At 67.8% G+C, this 25503-nt stretch carries 29 protein-coding genes; 19 read left to right on the top strand and 10 right to left on the bottom strand.

The genetic code is table 11. The features are described from left to right. The first annotated feature begins 12 nt into the window (after nucleotides 1–12). From E5CHR_RS20750 to E5CHR_RS20700, 11 genes are all read left to right on the top strand, one after another. Entirely contained in the window at nucleotides 13–780 is a 768-nt protein-coding gene (locus E5CHR_RS20750; protein ID WP_162581597.1) for an enoyl-CoA hydratase/isomerase family protein, read from the top strand. 13 nt (nucleotides 781–793) lie between these two features. Further along, on the top strand, nucleotides 794–2359 hold the full coding sequence (locus E5CHR_RS20745; protein ID WP_162581596.1) for a class I adenylate-forming enzyme family protein: 1566 nt from the start codon (nucleotides 794–796) through the stop codon (nucleotides 2357–2359). Nucleotides 2360–2379: 20 nt separating this feature from the next. Further along, entirely contained in the window at nucleotides 2380–3546 is a 1167-nt protein-coding gene (locus E5CHR_RS20740) for an acyl-CoA dehydrogenase family protein (RefSeq protein WP_232062134.1), read from the top strand. 16 nt (nucleotides 3547–3562) lie between these two features. Continuing rightward, the gene (locus E5CHR_RS20735; RefSeq protein ID WP_162581595.1) at nucleotides 3563–5119 is read left to right on the top strand and encodes an acyl-CoA synthetase; all 1557 of its coding nucleotides are present in this window, start codon (nucleotides 3563–3565) and stop codon (nucleotides 5117–5119) included. 1 nt (nucleotide 5120) lies between these two features. Further along, nucleotides 5121–5939, top strand: a complete 819-nt coding sequence (locus E5CHR_RS20730; RefSeq protein ID WP_162581594.1) for an enoyl-CoA hydratase/isomerase family protein — start codon at nucleotides 5121–5123, stop codon at nucleotides 5937–5939. A gap of 24 nt (nucleotides 5940–5963) precedes the next feature. Next, nucleotides 5964–7148: a lipid-transfer protein gene (locus E5CHR_RS20725; RefSeq protein ID WP_162581593.1), complete on the top strand. Its 1185-nt coding sequence runs from the start codon at nucleotides 5964–5966 to the stop codon at nucleotides 7146–7148. Between the two features lie 12 nt (nucleotides 7149–7160). After that, nucleotides 7161–7601: a MaoC family dehydratase N-terminal domain-containing protein gene (locus E5CHR_RS20720; RefSeq protein ID WP_162581592.1), complete on the top strand. Its 441-nt coding sequence runs from the start codon at nucleotides 7161–7163 to the stop codon at nucleotides 7599–7601. Nucleotides 7602–7609: 8 nt separating this feature from the next. Further along, nucleotides 7610–8029: a MaoC/PaaZ C-terminal domain-containing protein gene (locus E5CHR_RS20715; protein ID WP_162581591.1), complete on the top strand. Its 420-nt coding sequence runs from the start codon at nucleotides 7610–7612 to the stop codon at nucleotides 8027–8029. Between the two features lie 49 nt (nucleotides 8030–8078). Continuing rightward, complete coding sequence (locus E5CHR_RS20710; protein WP_162581590.1) at nucleotides 8079–8909, top strand: SDR family NAD(P)-dependent oxidoreductase; 831 nt, start codon at nucleotides 8079–8081, stop codon at nucleotides 8907–8909. Nucleotides 8910–9055: 146 nt separating this feature from the next. Continuing rightward, on the top strand, nucleotides 9056–9223 hold the full coding sequence (locus tag E5CHR_RS20705) for a hypothetical protein (protein ID WP_162581589.1): 168 nt from the start codon (nucleotides 9056–9058) through the stop codon (nucleotides 9221–9223). Between the two features lie 69 nt (nucleotides 9224–9292). Next, nucleotides 9293–9658: a hypothetical protein gene (locus tag E5CHR_RS20700; RefSeq protein WP_162581588.1), complete on the top strand. Its 366-nt coding sequence runs from the start codon at nucleotides 9293–9295 to the stop codon at nucleotides 9656–9658. A gap of 66 nt (nucleotides 9659–9724) precedes the next feature. Here the strand turns inward: E5CHR_RS20700 and E5CHR_RS20695 are convergent, their stop codons facing one another. The 3 genes from E5CHR_RS20695 to E5CHR_RS20685 are packed head-to-tail and all read right to left on the bottom strand — an operon-like array spanning nucleotide 9725 to nucleotide 12899. Beyond that, nucleotides 9725–10732, bottom strand: a complete 1008-nt coding sequence (locus tag E5CHR_RS20695; RefSeq protein WP_162581587.1) for a Bug family tripartite tricarboxylate transporter substrate binding protein — start codon at nucleotides 10730–10732, stop codon at nucleotides 9725–9727. After that, a complete protein-coding gene (locus E5CHR_RS20690) occupies nucleotides 10729–12102 on the bottom strand; it encodes a Rieske 2Fe-2S domain-containing protein (RefSeq protein WP_162581586.1) in 1374 nt (457 codons plus the stop codon). Before E5CHR_RS20690 ends, E5CHR_RS20695 begins: the two co-directional genes overlap by 4 nt. After that, nucleotides 12096–12899, bottom strand: a complete 804-nt coding sequence (locus tag E5CHR_RS20685; RefSeq protein WP_162581585.1) for a hydroxypyruvate isomerase family protein — start codon at nucleotides 12897–12899, stop codon at nucleotides 12096–12098. Before E5CHR_RS20685 ends, E5CHR_RS20690 begins: the two co-directional genes overlap by 7 nt. An 89-nt stretch (nucleotides 12900–12988) precedes the next feature. On the opposite strand from E5CHR_RS20685, the gene E5CHR_RS20680 reads away from it, so the two are divergent. Further along, nucleotides 12989–13912, top strand: a complete 924-nt coding sequence (locus E5CHR_RS20680; protein WP_162581584.1) for a LysR family transcriptional regulator — start codon at nucleotides 12989–12991, stop codon at nucleotides 13910–13912. Between the two features lie 17 nt (nucleotides 13913–13929). Here E5CHR_RS20680 and E5CHR_RS20675 read toward each other — a convergent pair whose 3' ends face one another. Beyond that, nucleotides 13930–14211, bottom strand: coding sequence for a hypothetical protein (locus E5CHR_RS20675; protein ID WP_162581583.1), 282 nt, complete (start codon nucleotides 14209–14211; stop codon nucleotides 13930–13932). A 123-nt stretch (nucleotides 14212–14334) separates the two neighbouring features. On the opposite strand from E5CHR_RS20675, the gene E5CHR_RS20670 reads away from it, so the two are divergent. Both E5CHR_RS20670 and E5CHR_RS20665 read left to right on the top strand, forming a co-directional pair. Then, complete coding sequence (locus E5CHR_RS20670; RefSeq protein WP_162581582.1) at nucleotides 14335–14772, top strand: DUF1810 domain-containing protein; 438 nt, start codon at nucleotides 14335–14337, stop codon at nucleotides 14770–14772. Next, complete coding sequence (locus E5CHR_RS20665; RefSeq protein WP_232062133.1) at nucleotides 14762–16384, top strand: phospholipase D family protein; 1623 nt, start codon at nucleotides 14762–14764, stop codon at nucleotides 16382–16384. Before E5CHR_RS20670 ends, E5CHR_RS20665 begins: the two co-directional genes overlap by 11 nt. Nucleotides 16385–16430: 46 nt before the next feature. Here E5CHR_RS20665 and E5CHR_RS20660 read toward each other — a convergent pair whose 3' ends face one another. The 4 genes from E5CHR_RS20660 to E5CHR_RS20645 all read right to left on the bottom strand — a co-directional run bounded on the left by E5CHR_RS20660 (nucleotide 16431) and on the right by E5CHR_RS20645 (nucleotide 18834). Further along, nucleotides 16431–16949 (bottom strand): peptidoglycan DD-metalloendopeptidase family protein, encoded by a 519-nt coding sequence (locus E5CHR_RS20660; RefSeq protein ID WP_162581581.1) that lies wholly within the window; start codon nucleotides 16947–16949, stop codon nucleotides 16431–16433. A 141-nt stretch (nucleotides 16950–17090) separates the two neighbouring features. Further along, nucleotides 17091–17561: a CreA family protein gene (locus E5CHR_RS20655; protein WP_162581580.1), complete on the bottom strand. Its 471-nt coding sequence runs from the start codon at nucleotides 17559–17561 to the stop codon at nucleotides 17091–17093. Further along, nucleotides 17558–18109 carry an NUDIX hydrolase gene (locus E5CHR_RS20650; RefSeq protein WP_162581579.1) on the bottom strand — a complete coding sequence of 184 codons (552 nt, stop codon included), beginning with the start codon at nucleotides 18107–18109 and terminating at the stop codon, nucleotides 17558–17560. Before E5CHR_RS20650 ends, E5CHR_RS20655 begins: the two co-directional genes overlap by 4 nt. Before the next feature lie 23 nt (nucleotides 18110–18132). Continuing rightward, on the bottom strand, nucleotides 18133–18834 hold the full coding sequence (locus E5CHR_RS20645; RefSeq protein ID WP_162581578.1) for a fumarylacetoacetate hydrolase family protein: 702 nt from the start codon (nucleotides 18832–18834) through the stop codon (nucleotides 18133–18135). Nucleotides 18835–18941: 107 nt separating this feature from the next. Between E5CHR_RS20645 and maiA the strand changes: the two genes are divergently transcribed. Together maiA and pgeF are read left to right on the top strand one after the other, a co-directional pair. Beyond that, nucleotides 18942–19580, top strand: a complete 639-nt coding sequence (maiA, locus tag E5CHR_RS20640) for a maleylacetoacetate isomerase (protein ID WP_162583816.1) — start codon at nucleotides 18942–18944, stop codon at nucleotides 19578–19580. A 2-nt stretch (nucleotides 19581–19582) separates the two neighbouring features. Beyond that, the gene (gene pgeF, locus E5CHR_RS20635) at nucleotides 19583–20338 is read left to right on the top strand and encodes a peptidoglycan editing factor PgeF (protein WP_162581577.1); all 756 of its coding nucleotides are present in this window, start codon (nucleotides 19583–19585) and stop codon (nucleotides 20336–20338) included. Here the strand turns inward: pgeF and E5CHR_RS20630 are convergent. After that, nucleotides 20270–20566, bottom strand: a complete 297-nt coding sequence (locus E5CHR_RS20630; protein WP_162581576.1) for a hypothetical protein — start codon at nucleotides 20564–20566, stop codon at nucleotides 20270–20272. The two genes, pgeF and E5CHR_RS20630, sit on opposite strands and share 69 nt — an antisense overlap. Before the next feature lie 104 nt (nucleotides 20567–20670). Here E5CHR_RS20630 and phaC point away from each other — a divergent pair, with 104 nt between their 5' ends. Together phaC and E5CHR_RS20620 are read left to right on the top strand one after the other, a co-directional pair. After that, the gene (gene phaC, locus E5CHR_RS20625) at nucleotides 20671–22404 is read left to right on the top strand and encodes a class I poly(R)-hydroxyalkanoic acid synthase (protein WP_162581575.1); all 1734 of its coding nucleotides are present in this window, start codon (nucleotides 20671–20673) and stop codon (nucleotides 22402–22404) included. 62 nt (nucleotides 22405–22466) lie between these two features. After that, nucleotides 22467–23645 carry an acetyl-CoA C-acetyltransferase gene (locus E5CHR_RS20620; protein ID WP_162581574.1) on the top strand — a complete coding sequence of 393 codons (1179 nt, stop codon included), beginning with the start codon at nucleotides 22467–22469 and terminating at the stop codon, nucleotides 23643–23645. 43 nt (nucleotides 23646–23688) lie between these two features. On the opposite strand, the gene E5CHR_RS20615 is transcribed toward E5CHR_RS20620, so the two are convergent. Then, the gene (locus E5CHR_RS20615) at nucleotides 23689–24564 is read right to left on the bottom strand and encodes an endonuclease/exonuclease/phosphatase family protein (protein ID WP_162581573.1); all 876 of its coding nucleotides are present in this window, start codon (nucleotides 24562–24564) and stop codon (nucleotides 23689–23691) included. 157 nt (nucleotides 24565–24721) lie between these two features. Between E5CHR_RS20615 and phbB the strand changes: the two genes are divergently transcribed. Next, a complete protein-coding gene (gene phbB / locus E5CHR_RS20610) occupies nucleotides 24722–25459 on the top strand; it encodes an acetoacetyl-CoA reductase (RefSeq protein WP_162581572.1) in 738 nt (245 codons plus the stop codon). The last annotated feature ends 44 nt before the right edge of the window (nucleotides 25460–25503 follow it).

The raw sequence follows: 25503 nt of genomic DNA, 5'->3' as shown, positions 1-25503 counted from the left end.
GTTTCCATTTCCATGACTTACTCCAGCTACGAAACCCTGTCCTTCAGCCAGAGCGGCGCCGTCCTCACGGTGCGCTTGAATCGCCCGCAGGCGCTCAATGCGGTCAGCGCCACGCTGCACAACGAGCTTTCGCGCGTGTTCGCCGACATTGCGGCCGACGCCAGCGTCGACGCGGTGGTCCTCACCGGAGAGGGCCGCGCCTTCTCGGCCGGCGGCGACCTCGAATGGTTCCGCGACATCACGCCGGCCCAGCTCGATGTGCTGTTCGTCGAGGCGCGGAAGATCATCCTCGACCTGGTGGAGCTGCCGCAGCCGATCGTCTCGGCCGTCAATGGCGTGGCGGCCGGGTTGGGCGCCACGCTTGCGCTGTTCTGCGACGTGATCTACGCGGCCGACAACGCCAGGCTGGCCGATCCGCACGTGCGCATCGGCGTCACGGCCGGCGATGGCGGCGCCGTGATCTGGCCGCTGCTCGTGGGCATGTCGCGCGCCAAGGAATACCTGATGACCGGCGACAGCCTCACGGCCGTCGAGGCGGAGCGCGTCGGCCTGGTGAATCACGTGGTGCCGGCCGATGAGCTGGTGGCGCAAGCTCAGGCGCTTGCCCATCGGCTGGCCCAGGGCTCGCGCATGGCCATCCGCTCGACCAAGGCGTCGCTCAACAAGCACGTGCGCGAAGCGGTCAACCTGGTGCTCGACACCTCGCTCTCGCTGGAGAAGGAGTGCTTTTCCTCGAGCTTCCACAAGCAGGCGATCGAGGCGTTCGCCGCCCAGCGTTGAACAAGGTCCTGCAATGAACACCACCAAGGCCCTCGGGCAGATGCTGGTCGGCAGCCTGTTGCGCACGGCGGCCCTGCGTTTCGCGCGGCAGGAGGCGTTCTATTGCGTGCCCACGGGCCGCCGCGTGAGCTTCGCGCAAGCCAACACGCGCTGCAACCAGCTCGCCAATGCGCTGGCGGCCCTGGGCCTGCGCAAGGGCGACTGCGTGGCCTTCCTGAGCACCAACCGGCTCGAGATGGCGGAAATCTATTTCGCGCTGGCGAAGACGGGGCTGGTCGGCATGCCGCTGAACTACCGCCTCGCGCCGGTGGAGATGGTCGCCCTTGTGCGCGAGGTCGGCGCTGTCGCGCTGCTGTCGGAGCGCAGGTTTGCCGAGGCCGCCGGGGTATTGCGCGCCGAGCTGCCCGGGCTGCGCACCGTGGTGGCGTTCGGCGAAGGAGAGGGCGCGCAAGGCGTGCTCGACTACGAGACGCTGCTCGCAGGTGCGCACGGGAGCGAGCCCGTGGCCGAAGTCGATGAAGGCGACCCCTTCTATTTCAACCTGACCTCGGGTACCACCGGCCTGCCCAAGTGCTACCGCATCAGCCACTACAACAACAGTACGTTGTTCAACATGCTCAACGCCTTCGACATGGCGCGGCAGGACGTCGTGCTGACGGTGTTCCCGATGTACGGGCGTGTCGGCTTCTGCTGGCTGGCCAGCGGCCTGATGTACGGGCACCGCAATGTCATCACGAACTTCGATGCCGGCGAAACCCTGCGGCTCATTGCGAGCGAGCAGGTGACCATGACCAACCTGGTCCCCACCATGGGGGCGATGCTGCTCGCACGGCCGGAGCTGGAGCACACCGACCTGCGCTCGCTGCGGGGCGTGATCTTCGCGGGCTCGCTGCTGCCGGCTTCGATCCGCGACGACATTGCTGCACGCGTCTGCCCCCGCATCTACGAGTACTACGGCATGCAGGAGAGCGCCACGCTGGTGGCAAGCACGCCGGAAGACCGCGCACGCCGGCCCGACTCGGTCGGGCAGCCGATCCTCTTTGCCGAGGTGCGCATCGTCGACGCCGAGGGCCGCGACCTGCCCGCGGGCGAGACCGGCGCGGTGATCGGGCGCTCGCCCGGTACCGTGACCTCCTACTTCAACAACCCGGAGAAGACGGCCGAGACCTTCCGCGACGGCTGGCTGCACACCGGTGATCTCGGGCGGCTGGACGACGAGGGCTACCTCTACATCAGTGGCCGCCTCAAGGACGTGATCGTGACGGGCGGGCAGAACGTGCACGCCGGCGAGGTGGAGGAAGCCATCCTGCGCAACCCGGCAGTGGCGGACTGCGCGGTCATCGGCTTGCCTGATCCGCTGTGGGGCGAGAGCGTGACCGCCGTGGTGGTGGCTGCCGAGGGCGCCGCTGTGGACTCCGAGGCCATCGTGCAGTGGTGCCGCAGGAGCCTCGCGGGCTTCAAGACACCTAAAAAGGTCATCGTCCAGTCCGAGCCGTTGCCGCGCACTCCGACCGGCAAGGTGCAAAAATTTCTGTTGGTGGCGCGCTACGACCCCAAGGCCGCGCCTTCGACAACCTGACGAAAGAGGAGGACCGGTCGATGAATGAAGCAAGCACCCACCGCAGCCCCTGGATGGACGCAGACCTGGAGATGTTTCGCGAAACGGTACGCCGCTTCGTCGCCGAGGAAGTCGCGCCGAACCATGAGCGCTGGGCCCGGCAGCAGCAGGTGGACCGCCGGGCCTGGGAGAAGGCCGGCGAGCTGGGCCTGCTGCTGGCCGACATTCCCGAGGCCTATGGCGGCGGGGGCGGCAGCTTTGCCCACGTCGCGGTCCTGATGGAAGAGCTGGCCTACGCCGGCGACTACGCCTTCGGCGTCGCCGTGCACCAGATTACGGCCAACTACATCCTGCACCAGGGCACCGAGGCGCAGAAGCGCAAGTACCTGCCGCAGATGGCGGCCGGCAAGAGGATCGGCGCCATCGCCATGACCGAGCCCGGCGCCGGCTCCGACCTGCAAGGCGTGCGCACGCGGGCACGGCTCAAGGGTGACCACTACGCGGTCGACGGCAGCAAGATCTTCATCTCGAATGGCGCCATGGCGGACCTGGTCGTCGTGGTGGCCAAGACCGACCCCGAGGCGGGCAGCAAGGGCGTGTCGCTGCTGCTGCTGGAAACCCAAGGAGCCGAGGGTTTCAAGGTCGGACGCATCCTCGACAAGCTGGGGCAGAAGGGCGCCGACACCAGCGAGCTGTTCTTCGACAACGTGCGCGTGCCGGCCGACAACCTGCTGGGCGGCGTCGAGGGTCGGGGCTTCTACCAGCTCATGAACGAGTTGCCCTACGAGCGCACGCTGTGCGCGGTGTCGGCCATCGCATCGACCGAGGCCGCGTTGCGGATGACGCTGGACTACACCCGGGAGCGCCACGCCTTCGGCAAGCCGCTGTTCGAGCTGCAGAACACGCGCTTCAAGCTGGCCGAGGTGAAGACCCAGGCGACGGTCGGCCGCAGCTTCGTGGACGCGTGCGTGATGCGCCTCATCGAAGGCACGATGGATGCCGACACCGCCGCGATGGCGAAGCTCTGGACCACCGAGACGCTGGGCAAGGCGGTGGACGAATGCCTGCAGCTTTTCGGCGGCTACGGCTACATGATGGAGTACCCGATCGCGCGGCTCTATGCCGACGCGCGCGTGCAGCGCATCTATGGCGGCACGAGCGAGATCATGAAGGAAATCATTGCACGCTCACTGGCGCGCAACGGCTGATCCAAGGAGACACACGATGTACCTGACCCAGGGCCTGCGCCGATCCATCCAGCAGACACCGGAGGCGACCGCCTCCGTCTTCCAGGGCCGACGCCGCACCTTTGCCGAGCTCGGCGATCGCGTGGCGCGGCTGGCCGGCGCCCTGCGCGGACTCGGCGTGCAGCCCGGCGACCGCGTGGGCATGCTGGCGCTGAATTCGGACCGCTATCTCGAGTACTACCTCGGCACCTACTGGGCAGGCGGCGCGGTCAACCCGATCAACACGCGCTGGAGCGTCGCCGAGATCGCCTACTCGATCGACGACTGCCAGACCGCCCTGATGCTGGTGGACGACAACTTCACCGGCATGGTGGACGAGCTGCGCCGCCGTTGCCCCGGGTTGCGCGCCGTGGTCCACGTCGGCGACGGCGCGGCGCCCGACGGCATGCTGGGCTACGAGGCGCTGCTGGCGGAAGCACGGCCGGTGGACGACGCGCTGCGCAGCGGCGAAGACCTCGCCGGCGTCTTCTACACCGGCGGCACCACCGGCTCGCCCAAGGGGGTGATGCTTTCGCATCGCAACCTCTTCACCAACTCGATGGCGGTCGTGGCGGAAGGTGCAGTCGCGCGCGGCTGCGTCGGGCTGCATGCTGCGCCGATGTTCCACCTGGCGGATGGCTGCTTCATGAATGCCATGCTTGCGAGCGGCGGCTGCCACGTGATCGTGCCGCGCTTCGAGCCCACCGCCGTGATGGAGGCGATCCAGAACGAGCGGGTCGAAGAGGTGCTGCTGGTGCCCACCATGATCCAGATGGTGGTGGACCACCCGGACATCGGCCGCTTCCGCCTGGGCAGCCTGCGCAACATGCTCTACGGTGCCTCGCCGATCAGCGAGGGGCTGCTCGATCGCGCCATGAAGGCCTTGCCCGCCGCCGGCTTCACGCAGCTGTACGGCATGACCGAGCTGTCGCCCATGGCCACCATCCTTACCCAGGAGATGCACCGCGAGGCCGGCCGCCAGCTCGGGCGCCACCGCTCGGGCGGACGTGCCGCGATGGGCTGCGAGGTGCGCATTGTCGATGCGCTCGGCCAGGAGGTCGCGCAAGGCGAGGTCGGCGAGATCGCGGTGCGGGGCCCCGGCGTGATGATGGGCTACTGGAACAAGCCCGCGGAAACCGCCTCTGCCGTGCGCGACGGCTGGATGTTCACGGGGGACGGCGGCCGCATGGACGCGGACGGGTACGTCTACGTGGTCGACCGCATCAAGGACATGATCGTCACCGGCGGCGAGAACGTCTACAGCGCAGAGGTCGAGAGCGTCGTCGCCACCCATCCCGGCGTGGCCGCCTGCGCGGTCATCGGCGTGCCCAACGACCAGTGGGGCGAGCTGGTGCACGTGGTGGTCGTGCGCAAGCCAGGCGCCGCGCTCGAGGGGCAGGCGCTCATCGACCATTGCAGGGAGCGCATCGCGAGCTACAAGTGCCCGCGCGAGGTGTCCTTCGTCGACGCGATGCCGCTGTCCGGCGCCGGAAAGATCCTCAAGACCCAGCTGCGGGCACCCTTCTGGGCAGGCCGCGAACGAAAGGTGGCCTGACATGAATGAACCGAAGCGCGAGCAGGGCCTCGTCCAGTGGCGGGTCGAGGACGGCGTGGGCCATATCGTCCTGAACCGGCCGGAGGCGGCCAATGCCCTCGATACCGCCTGCGGCCATGCGCTGGTCGAAGCGATCGCGCAGGCGAGTCGCGGAGCCGGCACCGAGGTGCGCGCCGTGCTGATCTCGTCGCGCGGCAAGCAGTTCTGCGCGGGCGGCGACATCCGCGAATTCGTCGAGCGCCGCCACGACCTCGGCGAGCTGGTGCGCGCCATGCTCGAGGGGCTGCACCCCGCGATCCATGCTTTGGCGACGCTGCCGGTGCCGGTCGTCAGTGCGGTGCAGGGGCCCCTCGGCGGCGCGGGCATCTCGCTGGCGCTGTGCGCCGACCTGGTGCTGGCGGCGCCGGCCATGAAGCTGCGCGGGGGGTACTCGGCAATCGGGCTGAGCCCGGACCTGGGCGCTTCCTACTACCTGGCGCGCCGTGCGGGCGCGGCGCGTGCCAAGCACATCCTGATGACCAACCGCGCCGTGTCGGCCGACGACTGCCTTCGTTGGGGCCTGGTCGACGAGCTGCACGCGGCCGACGCGCTGCTGCCGGCCGCGACGGCGCTGGCGCGGGAGCTCGCCCATGGCGCAACGGCGTCGCTGGGCGGCATCAAGGCCCTGTGCGACAGCGCCTTCGACCATGACCTGCGCACGCACCTCGCGCTGGAGCGCGAAGCCTTGCTGCGATGCGCCGAGTCCGCGCAAGGGCGCGAGGGCGTGAGTGCCTTCGTCGAAAGGCGCGCGCCGGATTTCGTTTCACCCCGATCGAACTGAACCATTGAAAAAAGGAAGCAAACCATGAGCAACAACGTCTTCGTCACAGGCGTCGGCATGGTCCCGTTCGCCAAGCCGGGCCAGCACGCGCCCTACTACGAGATGGCCGCTTCGGCTACGAAGGCCGCGCTGGGCGATGCCGGCATCGGCTACGAACAGATCCAGCAGGCCTACGTGGGCTACGTGTACGGCGACTCCACCGCCGGCCAGCGCGCGCTGTACGAGGTGGGCATGACGGGCATTCCCATCGTGAACGTCAACAACAACTGCTCGACCGGTTCGACAGCGCTGTTCCTTGCGCGCCAGGCCGTGGCCAGCGGCGCGGCCGACTGCGTGCTCGCGCTCGGCTTCGAGCACATGACCCCGGGTGCGCTCGGCGCGGTGTTCAAGGACCGCCCGAGCCCCTTCGACCGTTTCGATGAAGCCACCGAGCAGCTCGTCGGCCATGGCGAGATTCCCCTGGCGCTGCGCTACTTCGGCGGTGCGGGCCTGGCCCACATGGAGCAGTACGGCACGCAGATGTCGACTTTCGCGAAGATTCGCGCCAAGGCGAGCCGCCACGCCTCGAACAACCCCGTGGCGCTGTTCCGGACGGTCGTCACCGAAGACGAGGTGATGGCCACGCCGGTGATGTGGCCCGGGGTGATGACGCGGCTGATGGCCTGCCCGCCGACCTGCGGCGCGGCCGCGGCCATCGTCTGTTCGGAGGCCTTCGCGCAGCGCCACGGGCTGGACCGCAGCGTGCGCATCAAGGCGCAGGCCATGACCACCGACGGCACGGCAACCTTCGGCGCCAAGGACATGCGCGAGGTAGTGGGCTTCAGCATGGCGCGCGCGGCGGCCGAGAAGGTCTATGCCGACGCAGGCGTGGGCCCCGGCGACATCGACGTGGTGGAGCTGCACGACTGCTTCGCGCACAACGAGCTGATCAGCTACGAGGCGCTGGGCCTGTGCCCCGTCGGCGGCGCCGAGAAGTTCGTGGTGGACGGCGACAACACCTACGGCGGCAAGGTGGTCACGAACCCTTCCGGCGGCCTGCTGTCGAAGGGGCACCCACTGGGCGCGACAGGGCTCGCGCAATGCACGGAGCTGGTCCAGCAGCTGCGCGGCACGGCCGACAAACGACAGGTGGCGGGCGCGCGGCTGGCCCTGCAGCACAACCTGGGCCTCGGCGGCGCCTGCGTGGTGACGCTGTACGAACGGGTGTAGGGAAGCTCTAACATGATCGACAAGAAATGGATCGGTCACGAGCTGCCGGCTTCGGTGCTTCCCATCGAGCTGACCCGCCTGCGCTTCTTCGCCAAGGCGATCGGCGAGACCGATCCCGTCTACACCGACCCTGCTGCCGCGAAGGATGCGGGCTACCCGCACCTGCCGGCGCCGCCGACTTTCCTGTTCGCGGCCGAGCTCGATTCGGGCACCAGCGACGCGCTGCTGGCCACGCTGGGGATTCCGATCGCCAAGCTGCTGCACGGCGAACAGGGCTTTACCTACCACCGGCCTGCCTGCGTGGGCGACACGGTGACCGTGCGCTCGCGCATCGAGGACATCTACGACAAGAAGAACGGCGCGCTGGAGTTCGTGGTCAAGACCTCGCGCGCGGTCAACCAGCACGACGAGCTGGTGGCCGAAATGCGCACCGTGCTCGTGTGCCGCCACTGAGGACCTTCATGACTGCACCCACCTACGACAGCGTGCAGGTCGGCGACGAGTTGCCGGCCTTGCAACTGCTGCCGGTCGATCGCGCCACGCTGGCGCTGTTCGGCGGCGCCTCGGGCGACCACAACCCGATCCACATCGACACCGACTTCGCGCGCGCTGCGGGGATGTCCGACGTGTTTGCGCAGGGCATGCTGGGCATGGCCTGGGCCGGCCGGATGCTCACGCGCTGGGCGCCGCAGTCGCAGCTGCGCCGCTTCGACGTGCGCTTCCAGGGCATCACGCACCTGGGCAATGCCATGACCTGCAGCGGCCGCGTGGTCGAGAAGCTGCAGCAGGGCGCCGAGCGCTGCGTGCGCATCGAGATCCGCAGCACCAACCAGTTCGGCCAGGCCAAGATCGCCGGCGAGGCGCTGGTGGCGCTCTTCTGAGCCGTCCCTTTTTTCCAGAACACCCGTACTCGCAGGAGCAGTTTCAACAATGAATTCCCAACTCGAAGGCAAGGTCGCGCTCATCAGCGGCTCGGGCCGCGGCATCGGCCGGGCAATCGCACTCAAGTTCGCTTCGCAGGGCGCCCGCGTGGTAGTAAACGACCTCGACGCCGGACCGGCCGATGAGGTGGTGGCGGAGATCCGTGCGGCCGGCAGGCAGGCCGTGGCCTGCGCGGGCAATGTGACCGCGCCCGACTTCGCCGAGCGCTTCGTCGGCACCGCCGTCAGCGAATTCCAGGGCCTCGACATCATCGTCAACAACGCCGGCTACACCTGGGACAACGTCATCCAGAAGATGACCGACGAGCAGTGGTACGCGATGATCGACTGCCATCTGACCGCGCCCTTTCGCATCCTGCGCGCGGCCTACCCGGTGATCCGCCAGCAGTCGAAGGCCGATGCCGAGGCCGGCCGCCGGGTCGTGCGCAAGGTGGTGAACATCTCGTCTGTGGCGGGCCTGTTCGGCAACGCGGGGCAGATCAACTACTCGGCCGCCAAGGCCGGCATCGTCGGCATGACGCAGACGCTGGCCAAGGAGTGGGGCCGCATGAACGTCACGGTCAACGCCGTAGCCTACGGGCTCATCAAGACGCGCCTCACGACGAGCGCGGCCGACCAGGGCACGGCGAACATCGCCGGGCGCGACATCAAGGTCGGCATCAATCCCGACCTGCTGGCGATGATGGAGCGCACGCTCCCGCTGGGGCGCGGCGGCACGCCCGACGAAGCCGCTGGTGCGGTCTACATGCTTTGCATTCCGGAGTCCGACTACGTCAGCGGCCAGACGCTGATGTGCTCGGGGGGCATGACGGGGATGTGAGCGTGGCGCCTCCCGACGATCGGGGTGCGCTGCAATTCACGGCTTCACTTGCAGGCGGCCGGCTCCTACAGACCTGAAGGTGCTTGACGGCTAGCGTCCGGTTCGTAGCAGCGGCATGGGCCGCACCTTCGGCAAGGAGAGCCATCATGAACGAATACGTGAAGCCACCCCAGAACAAGCCGGTGCTGGTGCCGGATCCGGACGCGCGCCGGGATGTTCCGGACGAGGACGAAGCCCTCGACGACGAGGCGGAGCCCGGGAAAGGCGAAAACGCTGCAGGCTTCGTGAAGCCGGCCCGCGACGACGCACGGTAGGCGGGTGACGGCGGGCCAACGGTACCAGGACGTGGTGCGCTCCCCGGGCAGGGGAGGGACAATGCCGCCATGACTTTCAGGACAAACTTGTTTCAAGCACTGCAGGCGGCGGACATCGTTGTCTGCAATGGTCAACGGGTCGTCAGCAAGATGCTGGACAGCGGGCCCGGAGTGCTGCTCGAGCCCTATGTCGATCTTGCGGATGGCTCGACCCATTACATCCAGGACGTGGAGATCATGGTCGATGGTGAAGGCCGGGCCTACACGCCGGCGCGAGGCGGCGGGACAGAGCCGCTCGTCTGGGGCTTCCAGGTCGTGAGGCCGCTGCGGGCTGCCGACGTTCCCACGATCGAGCTGCCGCCGCTGAAGCTCGAGGAGGTGGTCGGGCGCCTCAGGAAAATGGGGCAAGGACGAAGGCGGGAAGAAGCCTCATAGCCCCGCCGGCTGCGGCGCGTTCAGCGGGCTTCGGCCTACCTCGCTTTGCATGGCGGTCGGGGGGCGTCACTCCGCCGTCACGCCGGCCGACTTCACGATCTTCCCCCACTTGTCGTACTCGGCCAGGAAGAAGCGGTTGAACTGCTCGGGCGTGCCGCCGCGCACTGTGGCGCCTTGCGACGCCAGCGTGTCCCGCAACTCCCGTTCCTGGAGCGATGCGTTGATGTCCCTGGACAGGCGCTCGATCACGGATGCGGGCGTGCCGGCCGGCGCGAGCACGCCGAACCAGGTGCCGGCCTCGAAGCCTGCGATGCCCGCCTGCTGCATGGTGGGCACCTGCGGGAACTGGGGCGAACGTTCGTTGGAGGTGATGGCGATCGCCTTCAGCTTGCCGCCCTTGACCAGCGGCGCTGCGGTGCTGAACACGTCGAACATCAGGTCGATCTGGCCCGCGACCAGGTCGACCAGCGCGGGTCCGCTGCCCTTGTACGGCACATGCACCATGTCCACGCCCGCCAGCGTCTTGAAGTATTCGCCGGCCAGGTGTGCGGCGCTGCCGTTGCCGAAGGACCCGTAGGTGAGCTTGCCCGGCCTGGCCTTGGCCTCCTGCACCAGGTCGGCGACGCTGCCGGCCTTCATGGCTGGATTGAGCACCAGCAGCAGCGGTTGCGTGGCGACGAGGGTGATCGGCTCGAAGCCCTTGATGGGTTCGTAGTTGAGCTTGGCGTAGGTGTGCGGCGTCACCGTGAGCGGTCCCGCAGCGCTGAAGAGCAGCGTGTAGCCGTCGGCCGGCGCCTTGGCCACGAACTCGTGGCCCAGCGCGCCGCCGGCGCCGGCACGGTTCTCCACCACGACGGGTTGGCCGAGCCGTTCCGACAGCGAGCGCGCCAGCAAGCGCCCTGTCTGGTCGGTAGAGCCGCCGACCGCGTAGGGAATGATGAGCTTGACGGGCTTGCTCGGGTAGGCCTGCGCGTGAGCGCCGGCGGCGCAGAAGAGCGCGCACGCAGCCAGCGCCAGGGTGCGGTGCCAGCCGAGCGCGTGGCTGCGCGCCTGCCGGAGGAGCTTGGTGATCATGGGCTTGTCTCCTTTGCTGTCGTCGCCTCGCTTCGCTCGGCGAGGGCAGGGGTTGCCGGGGTCTCGTTGCCGGACGCGACGCGGCCGACGGGATCGCCGAAGCGCTCCAGCATGACCTGCTCGAAGGACACGCCTTCCGATGCGAACCAGCTGCCCGAGCGCAGCCGGTAGGCCGCGTGCTTCAGCGGCGCCTGCGGCTCCGTGCCGGCGGCCAGCGCCTTGGCACCGCCCAGCACTGCGCGCCGGAAGCGCACCACGGCCGCATCGGAAGCCGACAAATGCTCCTGCGTGCGGTCGGCGATGCGGCCCTGGCTGTCCTGGATCATCGCGTCCTGCTCGGCCACGCCGCGCACGCCGGTGAAGCTGACGTGCTTCTGGTGGTGCCGGTCGATCAGGTACTCATTGGCGCGATTGCGGACCGGCATGAAGTCTTCGTCGACCTCGGCGATCACGCCATGGCCCGCCTTGAACTTGCGCAGCTCTTCTTCGGACAGTGGACGCTCGGGATTCCAGGCATAGGTGTAGATCCAGCAGTTCTCGTCGTCGATCGGCACCCACGTGTAGCCGAAGTGGGTCTCGCCCGGCAGCGTCGAGGGCGTGGTGCTGTGCGCGGGCAGGGCGAATTGCGCGGTGCGCCAGTAGCGCACGCCATCGTCGGCGCGGCGGGCGCCTCCGACCACGAAGCCGACCTCGTGCTCGAGGATGGAGAAGCGCGGGAGCGGGTCCTCGCGGATCCAGCGCAGGCGCTTCTCGTCCGCCGGTGCGTCAGGGTTCGCGTTCGACGGCACGCCAGGGGCCGGCATGTGCAGGAAGGAGAAGTGCGAGGTGTCCAGCGCGCCTTCGATCGACTGGGCCCAGTTGCACTCCTGCAGTTTCTTCGTGACGAAGCGGTGCGCGGCCGGCAGGGCGCCGAACTCCAGCTGGGGTACTTCCGGCAGCGTGCGGCTCCAGGGGTCGGGCCCCAGGTAGGCCCACACCACGTCCCCGTACTCGCGCGTGGGGTAGGCCTTGAGCAGCAGCGTGTCGTGGTAGGCGACGCCCGGTGGCACATTCGGCAGCTCGACGGGGCGGCCCTGGAGGTCGAACTTCCAGCCGTGGAACACGCAGCGGATGGCGCAGTCCTCGTTGCGGCCGAAGTAGAGGTCGGCGCCGCGGTGTGGGCAGCGTGAATCCACCAGGCCCACTGCGCCTTCGGTGTCGCGGAATGCGACGAGCTTCTCGCCCATGATGTTCACCCGCAGCGGCACGCCGTCGCGCTCGGGCAGCTCGCGGGAAAGCGCCACGGGTTGCCAGAAGCGGCGGAAGTACTGCCCCATCGGCGTGGCTGCGCCCGTGCGGGTGAGCAGTTCGTTGTCGGCAGCGCTCAGCATGTCGTTGCCTCCGAGCGTGCGCCGAGGCCATAGGGGGCACCCCAGCCCAGGGTGTCGAGCGTGGGGCCGGAAGGGGTGTATTCGCAGCCGATCCAGCCTTGCCAGCCCAGTGCTTCGATCAAGCCGAACAGATAGGGGAAGTGAATCTCTCCCGTGCCGGGCTCGTGGCGCCCCGGCACATTGCCGACCTGGATATGGCCGATGTGCGGCCAGACGGCGCGCAGCCGGTCGGCAATGGCGCCTTCCTCCATCTGGATGTGGAAGGTGTCGAAGCAGAGCTTGACGTTGTCACGGCCCAGTGCCTTGGCGACCGCCACGCCTTCGTCGATGCGGTGGTACAGGAAGTCCGGAAAGCGCGCGCGGCAGCAAGGCTCGAGGATCAGCGTCAGTCCGGCCGCGCGGGCCGCGTCCGCGGCCCAGCCGATGTTCTCCAGGAACAGGTCCATGCAGCGCGCACGTTCGAACTGCGGTTCTATCTTCCCGGGCATCACGTGGATCAGCGGCCCGCCGACCTGCACGGCATAGTCGATGGCCGTGCGGATGCTCGCCTTGAAATCCTGCTCGCGCCCCGGCAGCGCGGCCAGGCCGCGCTCGCCCGCGTCCCAGTCGAAGGGGGAGAGGATCTGCACGAGTTCGAGCCCGTTCGACGCGAGTCGCGCGGCAATCTCCTTGGCCGGGTACTCATAGGGAAAGGCCACCTCGACGCCCCGAAAACCGGCCGCTGCCGCGGCCTCGTAGCGCTCCAGCATGGGGACCTCGGTGAACAGCCATCGAAGATTGGGATCGAATCGCAGCATCGTGGGAAAGCCTCCTTGGGAGGCCGATGGTAGATTCGCGTGATCGTTGAGACAAACCAGCAATATTTAGCGGGCGTTGAGTTTTTCTGATGAATCCCACCAGTGTCACGCTGCGCCAGCTGCGCGCCTTCGTCGCCATTGCCGATGCGGGTGGCTTCGCGGCCGCCGCGCGGCGGTTGCATCTCACGCCGTCGGCGCTGAGCCTGCTCATCAAGGACCTGGAGCGCGGCATCGCGGTGCGCCTGTTCGACCGCAACACACGTGCGACGGCGCTGTCACTGGCAGGCAGCGAGTTCTATCCATTGGCGCGCAAGGTGCTGGACGACCTCGCGAGTGCGCTCGAAAGCACGCAGGACCTGGAGCAGAAGAAGCGTGGCACGGTGCGCATCGCCTGCACGCCGCTCTATGCGGCCACCACCTTGCCCGAGCTGGTCCTTCGCTACCGGCAGAAATTCCCGGCCATTGCCGTGTATGTGCTGGATTCCCTCAACCAGCAGGCGCTGGCGCGCGTCATGAGCGGCGAGGCGGACCTGGGCATTGCGCCGCAGCGCCAGGCGCCGCCCGAGCTGGTGCAGCAAAGCCTGTTGCGCGACCGCATGTGGCTGATCTGCCGTGCAGACCACCCACTGGCGGCGCGCAGCCGCGTGACCTGGTCGCAGATGCTGCGTGAGCCGTTCGTCAGCCTCACGCCCGACTTCACCAAACGGCTGCAGGCCGATCTCTTCAAGCACTCGGCCACGCTGGCGCTGAACCCTGCGCACGAGGTGTCCTTCATCACGACCGCGCTGGGCATGGTGCAGTGGGGGCATGGCATCACGGCGCAGCCCGGCCGTTCATTGCCTCTGATCGAGCCTTTCGGCCTGGTGGGCCGGCCTCTCGTCGGCCCGGTGGTGCACAGGCACCTGTCGCTGTTCTGCAAGCGTGACCGGGCTTTGTCGCCGGCGGCAGCCAGCTTCAGGGACTTCTTGCGCGAGGCGATGCCGACGTTGCCGGTATCGCCGTCCCGCAGCTGACGCCGGGCGACTGGCGATCAGTGGAGCACGGCGCAGGCCCGGAGGTCTGCAGGCTCCAGCACGATGGGCACGGAGGGAGCAGCCCGGTAGCGTTCCAGCGCCTTCGCCTCGATGCACGCGAAGTAGGCCTCGCAGGTGAGGGTCAAGTCGGGGTCGGGGTCCGCGTCGGCATCTTCGCAAAGGTCGCGGAGGGCGGCTTCGGAAACATGGGCCATGATGCGGGGGCCGTCGAGTCCATCGGGGTAGATGGCAAACCGCACGGTCTTGGTGTCGGCGCAGTGGATCGCTTCGCAGTTCATTTTCGTTCTCGGGAGAGCCTCTCTTTTTAATGCGTTCGTATTAGACGGTGGCATGCACTCAGCCCGGCGCGGCATACTTCGCCACCTGGAGAAAGACGACACCTACAGAGACGCCTGCTGCCCATGAACGATGCCTTCGAATTGCACCGCTTCGTCGATGCGCAAGCGCCCGTGATCGACGCGGTGCGCGCCGAATTGCGTGCCGGCCGAAAGCGCAGCCACTGGATGTGGTTCGTGTTTCCGCAGTTGGTGGGCCTGGGCCGCAGCGCAATGGCGCAGCACTACGCCATTGCCTCGCTGGCCGAAGCCCGCGCCTACCTGGCGCACCCGTTGCTCGGGCCGCGGCTGCGCGAGTGCAGCACGCTGGTGCTGGCGGTCGAGGGCCGCGATGTCCACCAGATATTCGGCGCACCGGACGACCTCAAGTTCTGCTCGTCCATGACCTTGTTCGAGGCGGCCGATCCGTCGGAGCCGGTGTTTCGCGACTGCCTGCACAAGTACTTCGGCGGCTCGCGCGATCGCGAGACCCTGGTGCGGATCGAAGGTGGCAATGGCGGCTGAATTCGCGAGGCTTTCTTTCAGCGCCCGGGGCAAGACAGTCGGCTGGCTCATGGCGCTGGCGCTACTCGCAGTGCTGACCGGCTGCGCTGGGCTGCCCAGGGAGGTGGCCCGCCCGCCCTCGCAAGCGATCACCGACACCTCGAACACGGCGCTCGGCCGTCTCGCCGTGGCCGGTGCACCGGATGCGCAGCAAAGCGGGTTCCGGCTGCTGCCGCTGCCGCCTTATTCGATGCACGCACGGCTCGAGCTGGCGCGGCGTGCGCAACGCAGCATCGACGTCCAGTACTACCTGCTGCAGAACGACGAGACCGGCCGCTACCTGCTGCGCACGCTTCGGGACGCGGCGGAGCGCGGGGTGCGCGTGCGCGTGCTGGTGGACGACCTCTACACCGCCGGCGCCGACACGCTGCTGGAAAGCCTGGCGGCCCACCCGAATGTCGAGGTGCGCCTCTTCAATCCCTTTCCGGCGGGGCGCGGGCGGCTGCTCACGAGGCTGGCCGCGTCGCTGCTCGACATCGACCGCGTTCATCGCCGCATGCACAACAAGCTCTTCGTCGCCGACAACGCGATGGCGGTGGTGGGCGGTCGCAACATCGCGAACGAATACTTCATGCGCGATGCGGGAGCCAACTTCATCGACATCGACACCTTGGTGACGGGCGCCGTGGTGCCGCGGCTGTCGTCGCTGTTCGACATGTACTGGAACAGCCCCTTCGTGTATCCGATCGAGTCGATCGTGCAGGTGGAGGGCACGCCGCCTCAACGGCGGCAGCGTTTCGAGGAGATGACCTGGGACGCCGCCATGTGGGCGCCGCAGACACCGATCGAGCGCGACTTGCTGGGCTACCAGGCGCTCGCCGAGGACCTGGACGCGGGCACGCTGTCACTGGTCTGGGCGCGGGCCGAAGCCTATGCCGATACGCCGCACAAGGCGCTGGGCCCGCGCGAGGAGCGCCCGCGCGTGGCGGCCGATGCGCCCGAGGGCGTGCTCTTCAACGTCAGGCGCTACGTGCGCGCGGCAGAGCGCGAGGCGCTGGTGACCACGCCCTACCTGATTCCGGGTCGAGGCGGCATGGAGTCCGTGCGCCAGTTGCGCGAGCGCGGCGTGCGCTTCACGCTGGTGACCAACTCGCTGGCTGCCACCGACGAGTCGCTGGTGCACCTGGGGTACCGGCGCTACCGGCCCGAGCTGGTGCGCCTCGGCGTGGAGCTGTACGAGCTGAGCCCGAAGCGCGTCGAGCAGTCGCAGCGATTCGGCATCTTCGGCTCGGCCAGCGGGCGCCTGCACGGCAAGTCGGCGGTGGTCGATGGCAAGGTGGTGTTCATCGGTTCGCTCAACTTCGATCCGCGCTCGGACCTGCACAACACGGAACTGGGCCTTTTCATCCACAGCCCGCAGCTTGCTGCGCAGCTCACCAGCCTGATCGGCTTCATCACCATGGACGCGGCCTACCGCGTGCGGCTGGGACCGAGGGGCGACATCGAATGGGTGAGCCCGTCGGAAAATGGCGGGGGGCCCGATGTCGTGCAGCACGAGGAACCCGAGACCGATGTCGGCTCGCGTCTGAAGCTGGAACTGCTTGCGCCGCTGGTACCGGAGAGCTTGCTGTAGCTGCGGTCGTTGCTGCTGCAGCGTGTGGCCGTTGAGGGGGCCGTGCTCAGCGCAGCTGGCCGTTGAGGTACGGCTCGGGGTCGACCGCGACGCCCTGCCTGCGCAGCTCGAAGTGCAGCTTGACGCGGTCGGCGCCGCTGCTGCCCATCTCGGCGATCTTCTGGCCCTGGCGCACGACGTCTTTCTCCTTCACCAGGATCTGCTGCGCGTGCGCATAGGCGCTCAGAAAGGTGTCGTTGTGCTTCACGATCACCATGTTGCCGTAGCCGCGCAGCTCGCCGCCGACATAGACGACGCGGCCGTCAGCCGTGGCGAGGATCGGGTCGCCGGCGCTGCCCGCGATGTCCATGCCCTTGTTGGCCTTGCCGTCGAAGCGCGACAGCGTGCCACCGGCGGCAGGCCGGAGGAACGCGGGCTGTACCGGCGGTGGCGGCGGCTTGACGGTGGCGACGGGAGGTGAGGGAAGCGGGCGCTGGGGCGGCAGGGGCGTGGTACTGCAGGCGACCAGGCCGGCGACCGCCGCGGCCATGAGGCCGGCGCGGAGAACATGGGTGTTGAAGGACATGGCTTTTTTTCGAACGCATTCTGACGCGCTGGTTCCCGTCGGGGCGTAGGACCGAGGCGTTTTTTAGGGGCCCGCAGCGAAGGATGGCGCGCCAGCACGGCGGCGCGGGCCGGCTGCGGCGATGCACCCGACGGCGGCCGGCTACTTCAGGGGGATCGGCGTCGCGCGATCGATCGGCACCGCGGTGATGCTGTTCTTCGGCGAGCCTTCCACCAGTCGATCCGAGTACGTCAGGTAGACCAGCGTGTTGCGCGGGCCATCGACCATGCGCACGACGCGCAGGCGCTTGAAGAGGATCGAGAGCCGCTCGCTGTACACCTCCTCGCGCTTCGGCAGCGGCTGGGTGACACGCACCGGCCCGACCTGACGGCAGGCGATCGAGGCTTCGGCCTTGTCCTCGGCCAGGCCGATGGCGCCGGAGATGCCGCCGGTCTTGGCGCGCGAGACATAGCAGGTCACGCCGTTGACCTTGGGGTCGTCGTAGGCCTCGACCACGATCTTGTGATCGGGGCCGATCAGCTTGAAGGCGGTGTCGACCTCGCCGACCTGCTCGGCGTGCGCCTGTGCGGCCAGCAGCAGGACGCAGCACAGCGGTGCGCGAAGAAGCGTCATACGATGTCCAGTTGATGGACGCGGTCGAAGCTGCCGCGCCGGCGGTCCTCGAAGAAATGGGTCAGCGCTTCGCGCACGGTGCGAAAGGCGATCTCGTCCCACGGGATTTCTTCCTCTGTGAAGAGGCGGGCCTCGATGGTCTCGTGCCCGGGGTCGAACTTGTCGCTGAGAAGGCGCGCGCGGTAGAAGAGATGCACCTGGCCCACCCGCACCACGCTGATCACCGCGAACAGGTCTTCCATCTCGTACTCGGCGCCGGCCTCTTCGTCGGTCTCGCGCGCGGCGCCCTGGGCGGTGGTCTCGTTGAGCTCCATGAAGCCGGCCGGCAGCGTCCACTTGCCCCAGCGCGGCTCGATGTTGCGCTTGCAGAGCAGCACGCGATCGCCCAGGACAGGGATGGTGCCCACCACGTTGAGCGGGTTCTCGTAGTGCACCGTGTGGCAGGCCGGACAGATGGCGCGCTCGCGCGTATCACCGTCGTCGGGGATGCGGTAGACCACCGCCGTGCCGCAGTTCTTGCAGTGCTTGATAGGGACGCGCAGGAGCATCGGGTAGGGACCGGTGGCGTTTTTCAGACCACCTTGACGGTGAGCGTGGGCAGCCCGGCGACCTGGCCGACCAGGGTGTCGCCGGCCACCACCGCTGCCACGCCTTCGGGGGTGCCGGTAAAGATCAGGTCACCGGGCTGCAGCTCCCAGGCGGCCGAGAGGTGTTCGATGGTCTCGGCCATGTTCCAGATCAGCTTGCTCACGTTGCTGCGCTGGCGGTCCTGGCCATTGACCTGCAGGGAGATCTCGGCGTGCTCGATGTCGCCGGCCTGGGCCGCCGGCACGATCGGTCCGGTGGGCGCACTCTGCTCGAAGCTCTTGCCGATGTCCCAGGGGCGGCCCTGCTTCTTCATCTCGCCCTGCAGGTCGCGGCGCGTCATGTCCAGGCCCACGGCGTAGCCGTAGATGTGCTTCATGGCATCGGCCGCCTTGATGTTCTTGCCGCCGGTGCCGATGGCCGCCACCAGCTCGATCTCGTGGTGCAGGTTCTTGGTCAGCGTGGGATAGGCCATGGTGCCCGCCTTGTCCGCATCGACGGGGACCACGGCATCGGCCGGCTTCATGAAGAAGAAGGGCGGCTCGCGGCCGGTAAACCCCATTTCCTTGGCGTGCTCTTCGTAGTTGCGGCCTACGCAGTAGACGCGGTGCACGGGGAATCGGGCAGCCTGGCCGACCACGGACAGGGACACCGTCGCCGGCGGAGTGAAGACGTATTCGGAAGCCATGGCGCAAAAGTCCTTTTTTCAAGCGAAAGCGGCAGTTTGCCAGAGGGCGAAAACCGTCGCGCGGCCGTAGGCCACGCCCAGGCGCCGGCGCTATGCTCGGGGCCATGATGAAGCTCTACAACTACTTCCGTTCCTCTGCTTCGTTCCGGGTCCGCATCGCGCTCAACCTCAAGGGCCTGGACTACGACTACCTTCCGGTGCACATCGCGCGCGGCGAGCACAAGACGGGGCCGTTCTCGGCCATCTCGCCCGACATGCTGGTGCCGCTGCTCGAAGACGATGGCGAGCGCCTCACGCAGTCCATGGCGATCATCGAATACCTGGACGAGATCCATCCCGAGCCCGCGCTGTTGCCCCGCGACCCGGTCGGCCGGGCGCATGTGCGGGCGCTGGCGCAATCGATCGCCTGCGAGATCCATCCGCTGAACAACCTGCGCGTGCTCAAGTACCTGGTGCGTGAGCTCAAGATCGGCGACGACGCCAAGAACGCCTGGTACCGCCACTGGGTGCGCGAGGGCATGCTGGCCTTCGAGCGCCAGCTTGCGCTGCGCCCGGCGAGCCTCTATTGCTGGGGCGACACGCCCACACTGGCCGACTGCTGCCTGGTGCCGCAGGTCTTCAACGGCCAGCGCTTCGACTGCGATTTCAGCGGGCTGCCGCGCACCATGGCGGCGTTCGAGGCCTGCATGCAGCTCGACGCCTTCCAGCGCGCCCAGCCCTCGCGCTGTCCCGACGCGGAGCCCTGAGCATGGGTCCCGGCGAGGCGCTGGTGCCCGACTGGCCAGCGCCACCCGGCGTGCATGCGCTGTGCACGACGCGCGAGGGTGGGGTGTCCGCGGGCGCCTATCGGAGCCTCAACCTCGGCGACCACGTCGGCGATGCGCCGGCCGATGTGGCGGTCAACCGCGTGCGGCTGCGCGATGCCATCGGTGCGCGCCCGGTGTTCCTGCAGCAGGTGCATGGGATCCGGCTGCTGGTGCTCGAGGGCCAGACGCCCGACGGCGCCACGGCCGATGCCAGCACTGCCACTGCCGCCGGCGTCGCCTGCACCATCATGGTGGCCGACTGCCTGCCCGTGCTCTTCACGGATGGCCGGGGCCGCCGCGTTGCGGCCGCGCATGCCGGCTGGCGCGGGCTGGCTGCAGGCGTGCTGGAGGAGGCCGTAGGCGCCTTCGCAGCCGAAGCCGGGCCGGACGAACTCATGGCGTGGCTCGGCCCGTGCATCGGGCCAGAGGCCTTCGAGGTCGGCGACGAAGTCCGCACCGCCTTCACGGCGGGTGCGCCGCAGGCCGTGCAGTGCTTCGAGCCGGCCGCCACGGCGGGCAAATGGCTCGCGGACCTTGCCGGCCTGGCGCGCCAGCGCCTGCGAGCGGCAGGCGTCACGCAGCTCTACGGCAACGACGGCAGCTCGCCGTGGTGCACGGTGAACAACCCGTTACTTTTCTTCTCGCACCGGCGGGACCGCGTCAGCGGCCGGTTCGCTGCCTGCATCTGGCGCGACTGAGGGGGTGGCGGCCGCTCGCATGGCGGCCTCGCGCTCGGCCGCCTCGCTTGCGCGAAGCGCGCTGCGCCGCGCCGGGGCGCCCATCAGGTAAACCACCAGTGCCACCGGTGCCAAGCCATAGAGTAGAAAGGTGAAGACCGCACCGAGTACCGTGCCGTTGGTGTTGGTGGCCTCCGCGACCGCCATCATCAGGGCGACATAGAGCCAGGCAATGACGACAAGGTGCATGGGAGAGGTTTTCAGGAAGGTATGACGGGCTTTTGCTTTCCGGGCCCTGCCGGATGCAGCATACTCAAAAGCCGATGCGACAAGGTGAGGAACCAGGACACGACATGAGACAAGAACAACAGGCCGCGGCCGAATCCACTTTCGCTCCGTTTCAGCAAGCGCTGGCGCAGGGTTGGGAAAAAGCTCTCGAGTCATTCCAGTCACTCGGCAAAGGGGCCCCGGCCCAGATACCCATGGAGCCGTGGGACATGCCCCGCTTCACCTTCTCCGCTACCCGGCTCCAGGAGCTTCAGAAGCAGTACGTCGAGGAAGCCACCGAGCTGTGGCGCCAGGACATGGCGGCACGCGCCCGCGGCGACCGGCGCTTTGCCTCCGAGGCGTGGGGCAGCAATCCGGTGGCAGCTTTCACGGCGGCGGTCTACCTGCTGAACACGCGCACGCTGCTCGGCATGGCCGAAGCCGTCGAGGCCGACGCGAAGACCCGCGCCCGCCTGCGCTTCGCGATCGAGCAGTGGGTCGCGGCCTCGGCGCCCAGCAACTACCTCGCCTTCAACGCGGAGGCCCAGAAGAAGGCGCTCGAAACCCAGGGCGAGAGCATCGCCAAGGGCATCCAGAACCTGCTGAAGGACGTGCGCCAGGGCCACCTGAGCATGACCGACGAGACCGCCTTCGAGGTCGGCCGCAACGTGGGCACCACCGAGGGCGCCGTGGTGTTCGAGAACGAGCTGTTCCAACTGCTCGAGTACAAGCCGCTGACGGCCAAGGTCTACGAGCGGCCCTTGCTGCTGGTTCCGCCCTGCATCAACAAGTTCTACATCCTCGACCTGCAGCCCGAGAATTCGTTGATCCGCTTCGCCGTGGAGCAGGGCCATCGCGTGTTCGTGGTGAGCTGGCGTAATCCCGACGCCTCGATGGACAAGGTCACCTGGGACGACTACATCGAAAACGCCGCCATCAAGGCGATCCAGGTCACGCGCGAGATCAGCGGCCAGGACAAGAAGGGCGGGCAGATCGACACGCTGGGCTTCTGCGTCGGCGGCACCATCCTGTCGACCGCGCTGGCAGTGCTGGCGGCGCGCGGCGAGCAGCCCGCGTCGTCCGTGACGCTGCTCACCACGCTGCTCGACTTCAGCGACACCGGCATCCTCGACATCTTCATCGACGAGGCCTTCGTGCGCTTCCGGGAAATGCAGATGGCGTCGGGCGGGCTGCTGCCGGGCAGCGAGCTGGCCTCCACCTTCAGCTTCCTGCGGCCCAACGACCTGGTCTGGAACTACGTGGTGGGCAACTACCTGAAGGGCGAGACCCCGCCGCCCTTCGACCTGCTCTACTGGAACAGCGACGCGACCAACCTGCCCGGGCCCTGGTACTGCTGGTACCTGCGCAACACCTACCATGAGAACAAGCTGGCCCAGCCGGGCGCGCTGACGGTGGCCGGCGAGCAGATCGACCTCGGCCGCATCGACGCCCCGGTGTACATCTACGGCTCGCGCGAAGACCACATCGTTCCCATCGGCGGCGCGTATGCGTCGACGCAGCTGCTCAAGGGCAAGAAGCGCTTCGTCATGGGGGCCTCGGGCCACATCGCCGGCGTGATCAATCCGCCGGCCAAGAAGAAGCGCAGCCACTGGATTCGTGCCGACGGCAAGCTGCCGAAGACCCAGGCCGAATGGCTGGCCGGAGCGAGCGAGCATCCCGGCAGCTGGTGGACCGACTGGTCCAACTGGCTCAAGACCCACTCGGGCAAGCAGATCCCTGCTCCCAGGGCCTACGGCAAGGGCAGCGCCTACAAGGCGATCGAGCCCGCGCCGGGCCGCTACGTCAAGGCGCGAGCCTGACTTTCGTTGTTCGTTCGTTCCCACTTTCCTTTTTTCAATCGCAGCCTCGGAGAGCACACACCATGGAAGACATCGTCATCGTTTCGGCCGCACGCACGGCCGTGGGCAAGTTCGGCGGATCGCTGGCCAACATCCCGGCCACGGAGCTCGGCTCGATCGTGATCAAGGAAGTGCTCGAACGCGCCAAGATCGGCCCCGACCAGATCGGCGAGGTCATCATGGGCCAGGTGCTCACCGCAGGCAGCGGCCAGAACCCGGCCCGCCAGGCGCTGCTGAAGAGCGGCATCACCAAGGAAACGCCGGCGCTCACCATCAACGCGGTGTGCGGCTCGGGGCTGAAGGCGGTGATGCTGGCTGCGCAGGCCGTGGCCACCGGCGACAGCGAGATCGTGGTGGCCGGCGGGCAGGAGAGCATGAGCCTCGCACCGCACGTGCTGCCCAACTCGCGCAACGGCCAGCGCATGGGCGACTGGAAGCTGGTCGACTCGATGATCGTCGACGGCCTGTGGGACGTGTACAACCAGTACCACATGGGCATCACGGCTGAAAACGTGGCCAAGAAGTACGACATCAGCCGCGCCGCGCAGGACGAGCTCGCACTCGCCAGCCAGACCAAGGCCGCAGCCGCGCAGGACGCCGGCAAGTTCAAGGACGAGATCGTCGCCGTCAACATCCCGCAGCGAAAAGGCGACCCGGTCGTCTTCAACCAGGACGAATTCATCAACCGCAAGACCAGCGCCGAAGGCTTGGCTGGCCTGCGTCCCGCCTTCGACAAGGCCGGCGGGGTGACGGCGGGCAATGCCTCCGGCCTCAACGACGGGGCTGCGGCCGTGCTGGTGATGACTGCCAAGAAGGCGGCCGCGCTGGGCCTGAAGCCGCTGGGCCGTATCGCCAGCTACGCCAGCACCGGCCTCGACCCGGCGTTCATGGGCATGGGCCCGGTGCCGGCCTCGCAGAAGGCGCTGCAGCGGGCCGGCTGGAAGCCGCAGGACCTCGACGTGCTCGAGATCAACGAGGCCTTTGCCGCGCAGGCCTGCGCGGTCAACCGCGAGATGGGCTGGGACATCAACAAGGTCAACGTGAACGGTGGTGCCATTGCCATCGGCCATCCGATCGGCGCCTCTGGCTGCCGCATCCTGGTGACGCTGCTGCACGAGATGCAGCGCCAGAATGCGAAGAAGGGCATCGCCTCGCTGTGCATCGGCGGCGGCATGGGGGTTGCGCTCACCATCGAACGCTAGGACGCCCTCGGCCCCGAACGAAGCTCCTGCCACCGGCCGGCGCTCAGTCGCCGAGTTCGATCAGCACGGGCTGGTGGTCGGAAGCGCGAGTCTGCAGGTCGACCTCCACGCGCCGCACCCGAGGCGCCAGGGTGTCGCTGACGAACACGAAGTCGAAAGTGGCCGGTACCTTCCCGTAGGTCTCGTCGAACAGCCGGAAGGTGGGATCGTGCGGCCGCTCCGGATGGGCGAGCGGCCACGCGTCCTGCAGGCGCTTGTCGGGCGCTCCGCCGGCCGGCAGGGCGGGGGCGGTAAACGGCGCCTGGATCTCCGCATGGGCCGGGTCGCCGGCCTCCATGTTGAAGTCGCCGCAAAGGATGGCGTGCTGCGTGTGCGGCTTGGGCTGGAAAGGCGAGTCGTCGAAGGCTGCGGCAGGCGGGGCTGCAGCCTGTTGGCAGGCCTCGATATGCAGGGCGCGCAAAGCATTCGCCTGGGCTTTGCGCTGGGCTGACGAGTAGTACTCGAGGTGCGTGGTCATGACCCGCACCGTGCCCAGTTCGGGGCTGGCCAGGGTCACCGCCGTGCACATGCGGGGCATGCTGCTCACAGTGGGGTCGGGCGGCCAGGGCAGCGGATGGTGCCGGACCAGCGACACGGGCAGCCGGGTCGCAATCAGGTTGCCGAAGCGCTGCCGGCGACCCTCGCCGTCGAACTCCTCGACGGCCGCGCCGAAGAAAATCCGAAAACCGGGCAGCAGCGCCGCCAACTCGGCCGGCTGGTCGCCGGGGGCACCGGGCATGCGCTCGTAGCCCGAGGCGATTTCCTGTAGGCACAGGACATCGAAGTCGGCCATCGCGTGTGCGCCTTCGACGATGCGTTTTGTATTTACCGCGCCGTCGAGGCCGCGGCACCACTGGGTGTTCCAGGTCACGAGTTTCATGGCAGCTTGCCTTTTCCAGATCGGGACCGCAGCATGTGGGCGGGGCTGTGACACCCCGTTGCATTGAGGGGTCAGTGTTTTCCTGAGCCGGGCCTCGTGGAAAACTTGGCTACAGTGAACCGCGCCTGTTCAGGCGCGTCAACATCGAGGGAAAATTATGAGCAAGAAAGTTGCATACGTCACCGGCGGCATGGGGGGCATTGGTACGGCCATTTGCCAGCGCTTGTACAAGGATGGGTTCAATGTCATCGCCGGTTGCGGCCCCACGCGCGACCACGCCAAATGGCTGGCTGAACAGAAAGCGCTGGGCTTCGACTTTCACGCCTCGGTCGGCAATGTCGGCGATTGGCAGTCGACGGTAGAGGCCTTCACCAAGGCCAAGGCCGAGCATGGCAGCATCGACGTGCTGGTCAACAACGCCGGCATCACGCGTGACCGCATGTTCCTGAAGATGACGCCCGAGGACTGGAGCGCGGTGATCGAGACCAACCTCAACAGCATGTTCAACGTCACCAAGCAGGTGGTGGGCGACATGGTCGAGAAGGGCTGGGGCCGCATCATCAACATCAGTTCAGTCAACGGCGCCAAAGGCCAGGCGGGCCAGACCAACTACTCGGCTGCCAAGGCGGGCATGCACGGCTTCACGATGGCGCTGGCGCAGGAACTGGCCGCCAAGGGCGTGACGGTGAACACCGTGAGCCCGGGCTACATCGGTACCGACATGGTCCGCGCCATCCGCCAGGAGGTGCTCGACAAGATCGTGGCCACCATTCCGGTCAAGCGGCTCGGCGAGCCGAGCGAGATCGCCTCCATCATCGCGTGGCTTGCGACCGACGAGGGCGGCTATTCCACCGGGGCTGACTTTTCGGTCAACGGTGGCCTGCACATGCACTGAGACGCGCCCTGACGCCCTCCCCGAAAAGACTCGCCTCGGCGGGT

The organism is Variovorax sp. PBS-H4, assembly GCF_901827205.1.
Taxonomy (GTDB): Bacteria; Pseudomonadota; Gammaproteobacteria; order Burkholderiales; family Burkholderiaceae_C; genus Variovorax.
This window is presented reverse-complemented; position numbering and strand designations above follow the sequence as displayed.

Coding starts and splice junctions, on each gene's coding strand:
- E5CHR_RS20650 (WP_162581579.1), bottom strand. CDS start 18,109: ATGCTCCTGCGCGTCCCTATCAAGCACTGCAAGAACTGCGGCACGGCG.
- pgeF (WP_162581577.1), top strand. CDS start 19,583: ATGGGTCCCGGCGAGGCGCTGGTGCCCGACTGGCCAGCGCCACCCGGC.
- E5CHR_RS20690 (WP_162581586.1), bottom strand. CDS start 12,102: ATGCTGAGCGCTGCCGACAACGAACTGCTCACCCGCACGGGCGCAGCC.
- E5CHR_RS20740 (WP_232062134.1), top strand. CDS start 2,380: ATGAATGAAGCAAGCACCCACCGCAGCCCCTGGATGGACGCAGACCTG.
- E5CHR_RS20645 (WP_162581578.1), bottom strand. CDS start 18,834: ATGGCTTCCGAATACGTCTTCACTCCGCCGGCGACGGTGTCCCTGTCC.
- E5CHR_RS20720 (WP_162581592.1), top strand. CDS start 7,161: ATGATCGACAAGAAATGGATCGGTCACGAGCTGCCGGCTTCGGTGCTT.
- maiA (WP_162583816.1), top strand. CDS start 18,942: ATGAAGCTCTACAACTACTTCCGTTCCTCTGCTTCGTTCCGGGTCCGC.
- E5CHR_RS20675 (WP_162581583.1), bottom strand. CDS start 14,211: ATGAACTGCGAAGCGATCCACTGCGCCGACACCAAGACCGTGCGGTTT.
- E5CHR_RS20620 (WP_162581574.1), top strand. CDS start 22,467: ATGGAAGACATCGTCATCGTTTCGGCCGCACGCACGGCCGTGGGCAAG.
- E5CHR_RS20630 (WP_162581576.1), bottom strand. CDS start 20,566: ATGCACCTTGTCGTCATTGCCTGGCTCTATGTCGCCCTGATGATGGCG.
- E5CHR_RS20655 (WP_162581580.1), bottom strand. CDS start 17,561: ATGACGCTTCTTCGCGCACCGCTGTGCTGCGTCCTGCTGCTGGCCGCA.
- E5CHR_RS20705 (WP_162581589.1), top strand. CDS start 9,056: ATGAACGAATACGTGAAGCCACCCCAGAACAAGCCGGTGCTGGTGCCG.
- E5CHR_RS20745 (WP_162581596.1), top strand. CDS start 794: ATGAACACCACCAAGGCCCTCGGGCAGATGCTGGTCGGCAGCCTGTTG.
- E5CHR_RS20750 (WP_162581597.1), top strand. CDS start 13: ATGACTTACTCCAGCTACGAAACCCTGTCCTTCAGCCAGAGCGGCGCC.
- E5CHR_RS20660 (WP_162581581.1), bottom strand. CDS start 16,949: ATGTCCTTCAACACCCATGTTCTCCGCGCCGGCCTCATGGCCGCGGCG.
- E5CHR_RS20665 (WP_232062133.1), top strand. CDS start 14,762: ATGGCGGCTGAATTCGCGAGGCTTTCTTTCAGCGCCCGGGGCAAGACA.
- phbB (WP_162581572.1), top strand. CDS start 24,722: ATGAGCAAGAAAGTTGCATACGTCACCGGCGGCATGGGGGGCATTGGT.
- E5CHR_RS20680 (WP_162581584.1), top strand. CDS start 12,989: ATGAATCCCACCAGTGTCACGCTGCGCCAGCTGCGCGCCTTCGTCGCC.
- E5CHR_RS20615 (WP_162581573.1), bottom strand. CDS start 24,564: ATGAAACTCGTGACCTGGAACACCCAGTGGTGCCGCGGCCTCGACGGC.
- E5CHR_RS20725 (WP_162581593.1), top strand. CDS start 5,964: ATGAGCAACAACGTCTTCGTCACAGGCGTCGGCATGGTCCCGTTCGCC.
- E5CHR_RS20670 (WP_162581582.1), top strand. CDS start 14,335: ATGAACGATGCCTTCGAATTGCACCGCTTCGTCGATGCGCAAGCGCCC.
- E5CHR_RS20715 (WP_162581591.1), top strand. CDS start 7,610: ATGACTGCACCCACCTACGACAGCGTGCAGGTCGGCGACGAGTTGCCG.
- phaC (WP_162581575.1), top strand. CDS start 20,671: ATGAGACAAGAACAACAGGCCGCGGCCGAATCCACTTTCGCTCCGTTT.
- E5CHR_RS20685 (WP_162581585.1), bottom strand. CDS start 12,899: ATGCTGCGATTCGATCCCAATCTTCGATGGCTGTTCACCGAGGTCCCC.
- E5CHR_RS20735 (WP_162581595.1), top strand. CDS start 3,563: ATGTACCTGACCCAGGGCCTGCGCCGATCCATCCAGCAGACACCGGAG.
- E5CHR_RS20730 (WP_162581594.1), top strand. CDS start 5,121: ATGAATGAACCGAAGCGCGAGCAGGGCCTCGTCCAGTGGCGGGTCGAG.
- E5CHR_RS20695 (WP_162581587.1), bottom strand. CDS start 10,732: ATGATCACCAAGCTCCTCCGGCAGGCGCGCAGCCACGCGCTCGGCTGG.
- E5CHR_RS20700 (WP_162581588.1), top strand. CDS start 9,293: ATGACTTTCAGGACAAACTTGTTTCAAGCACTGCAGGCGGCGGACATC.
- E5CHR_RS20710 (WP_162581590.1), top strand. CDS start 8,079: ATGAATTCCCAACTCGAAGGCAAGGTCGCGCTCATCAGCGGCTCGGGC.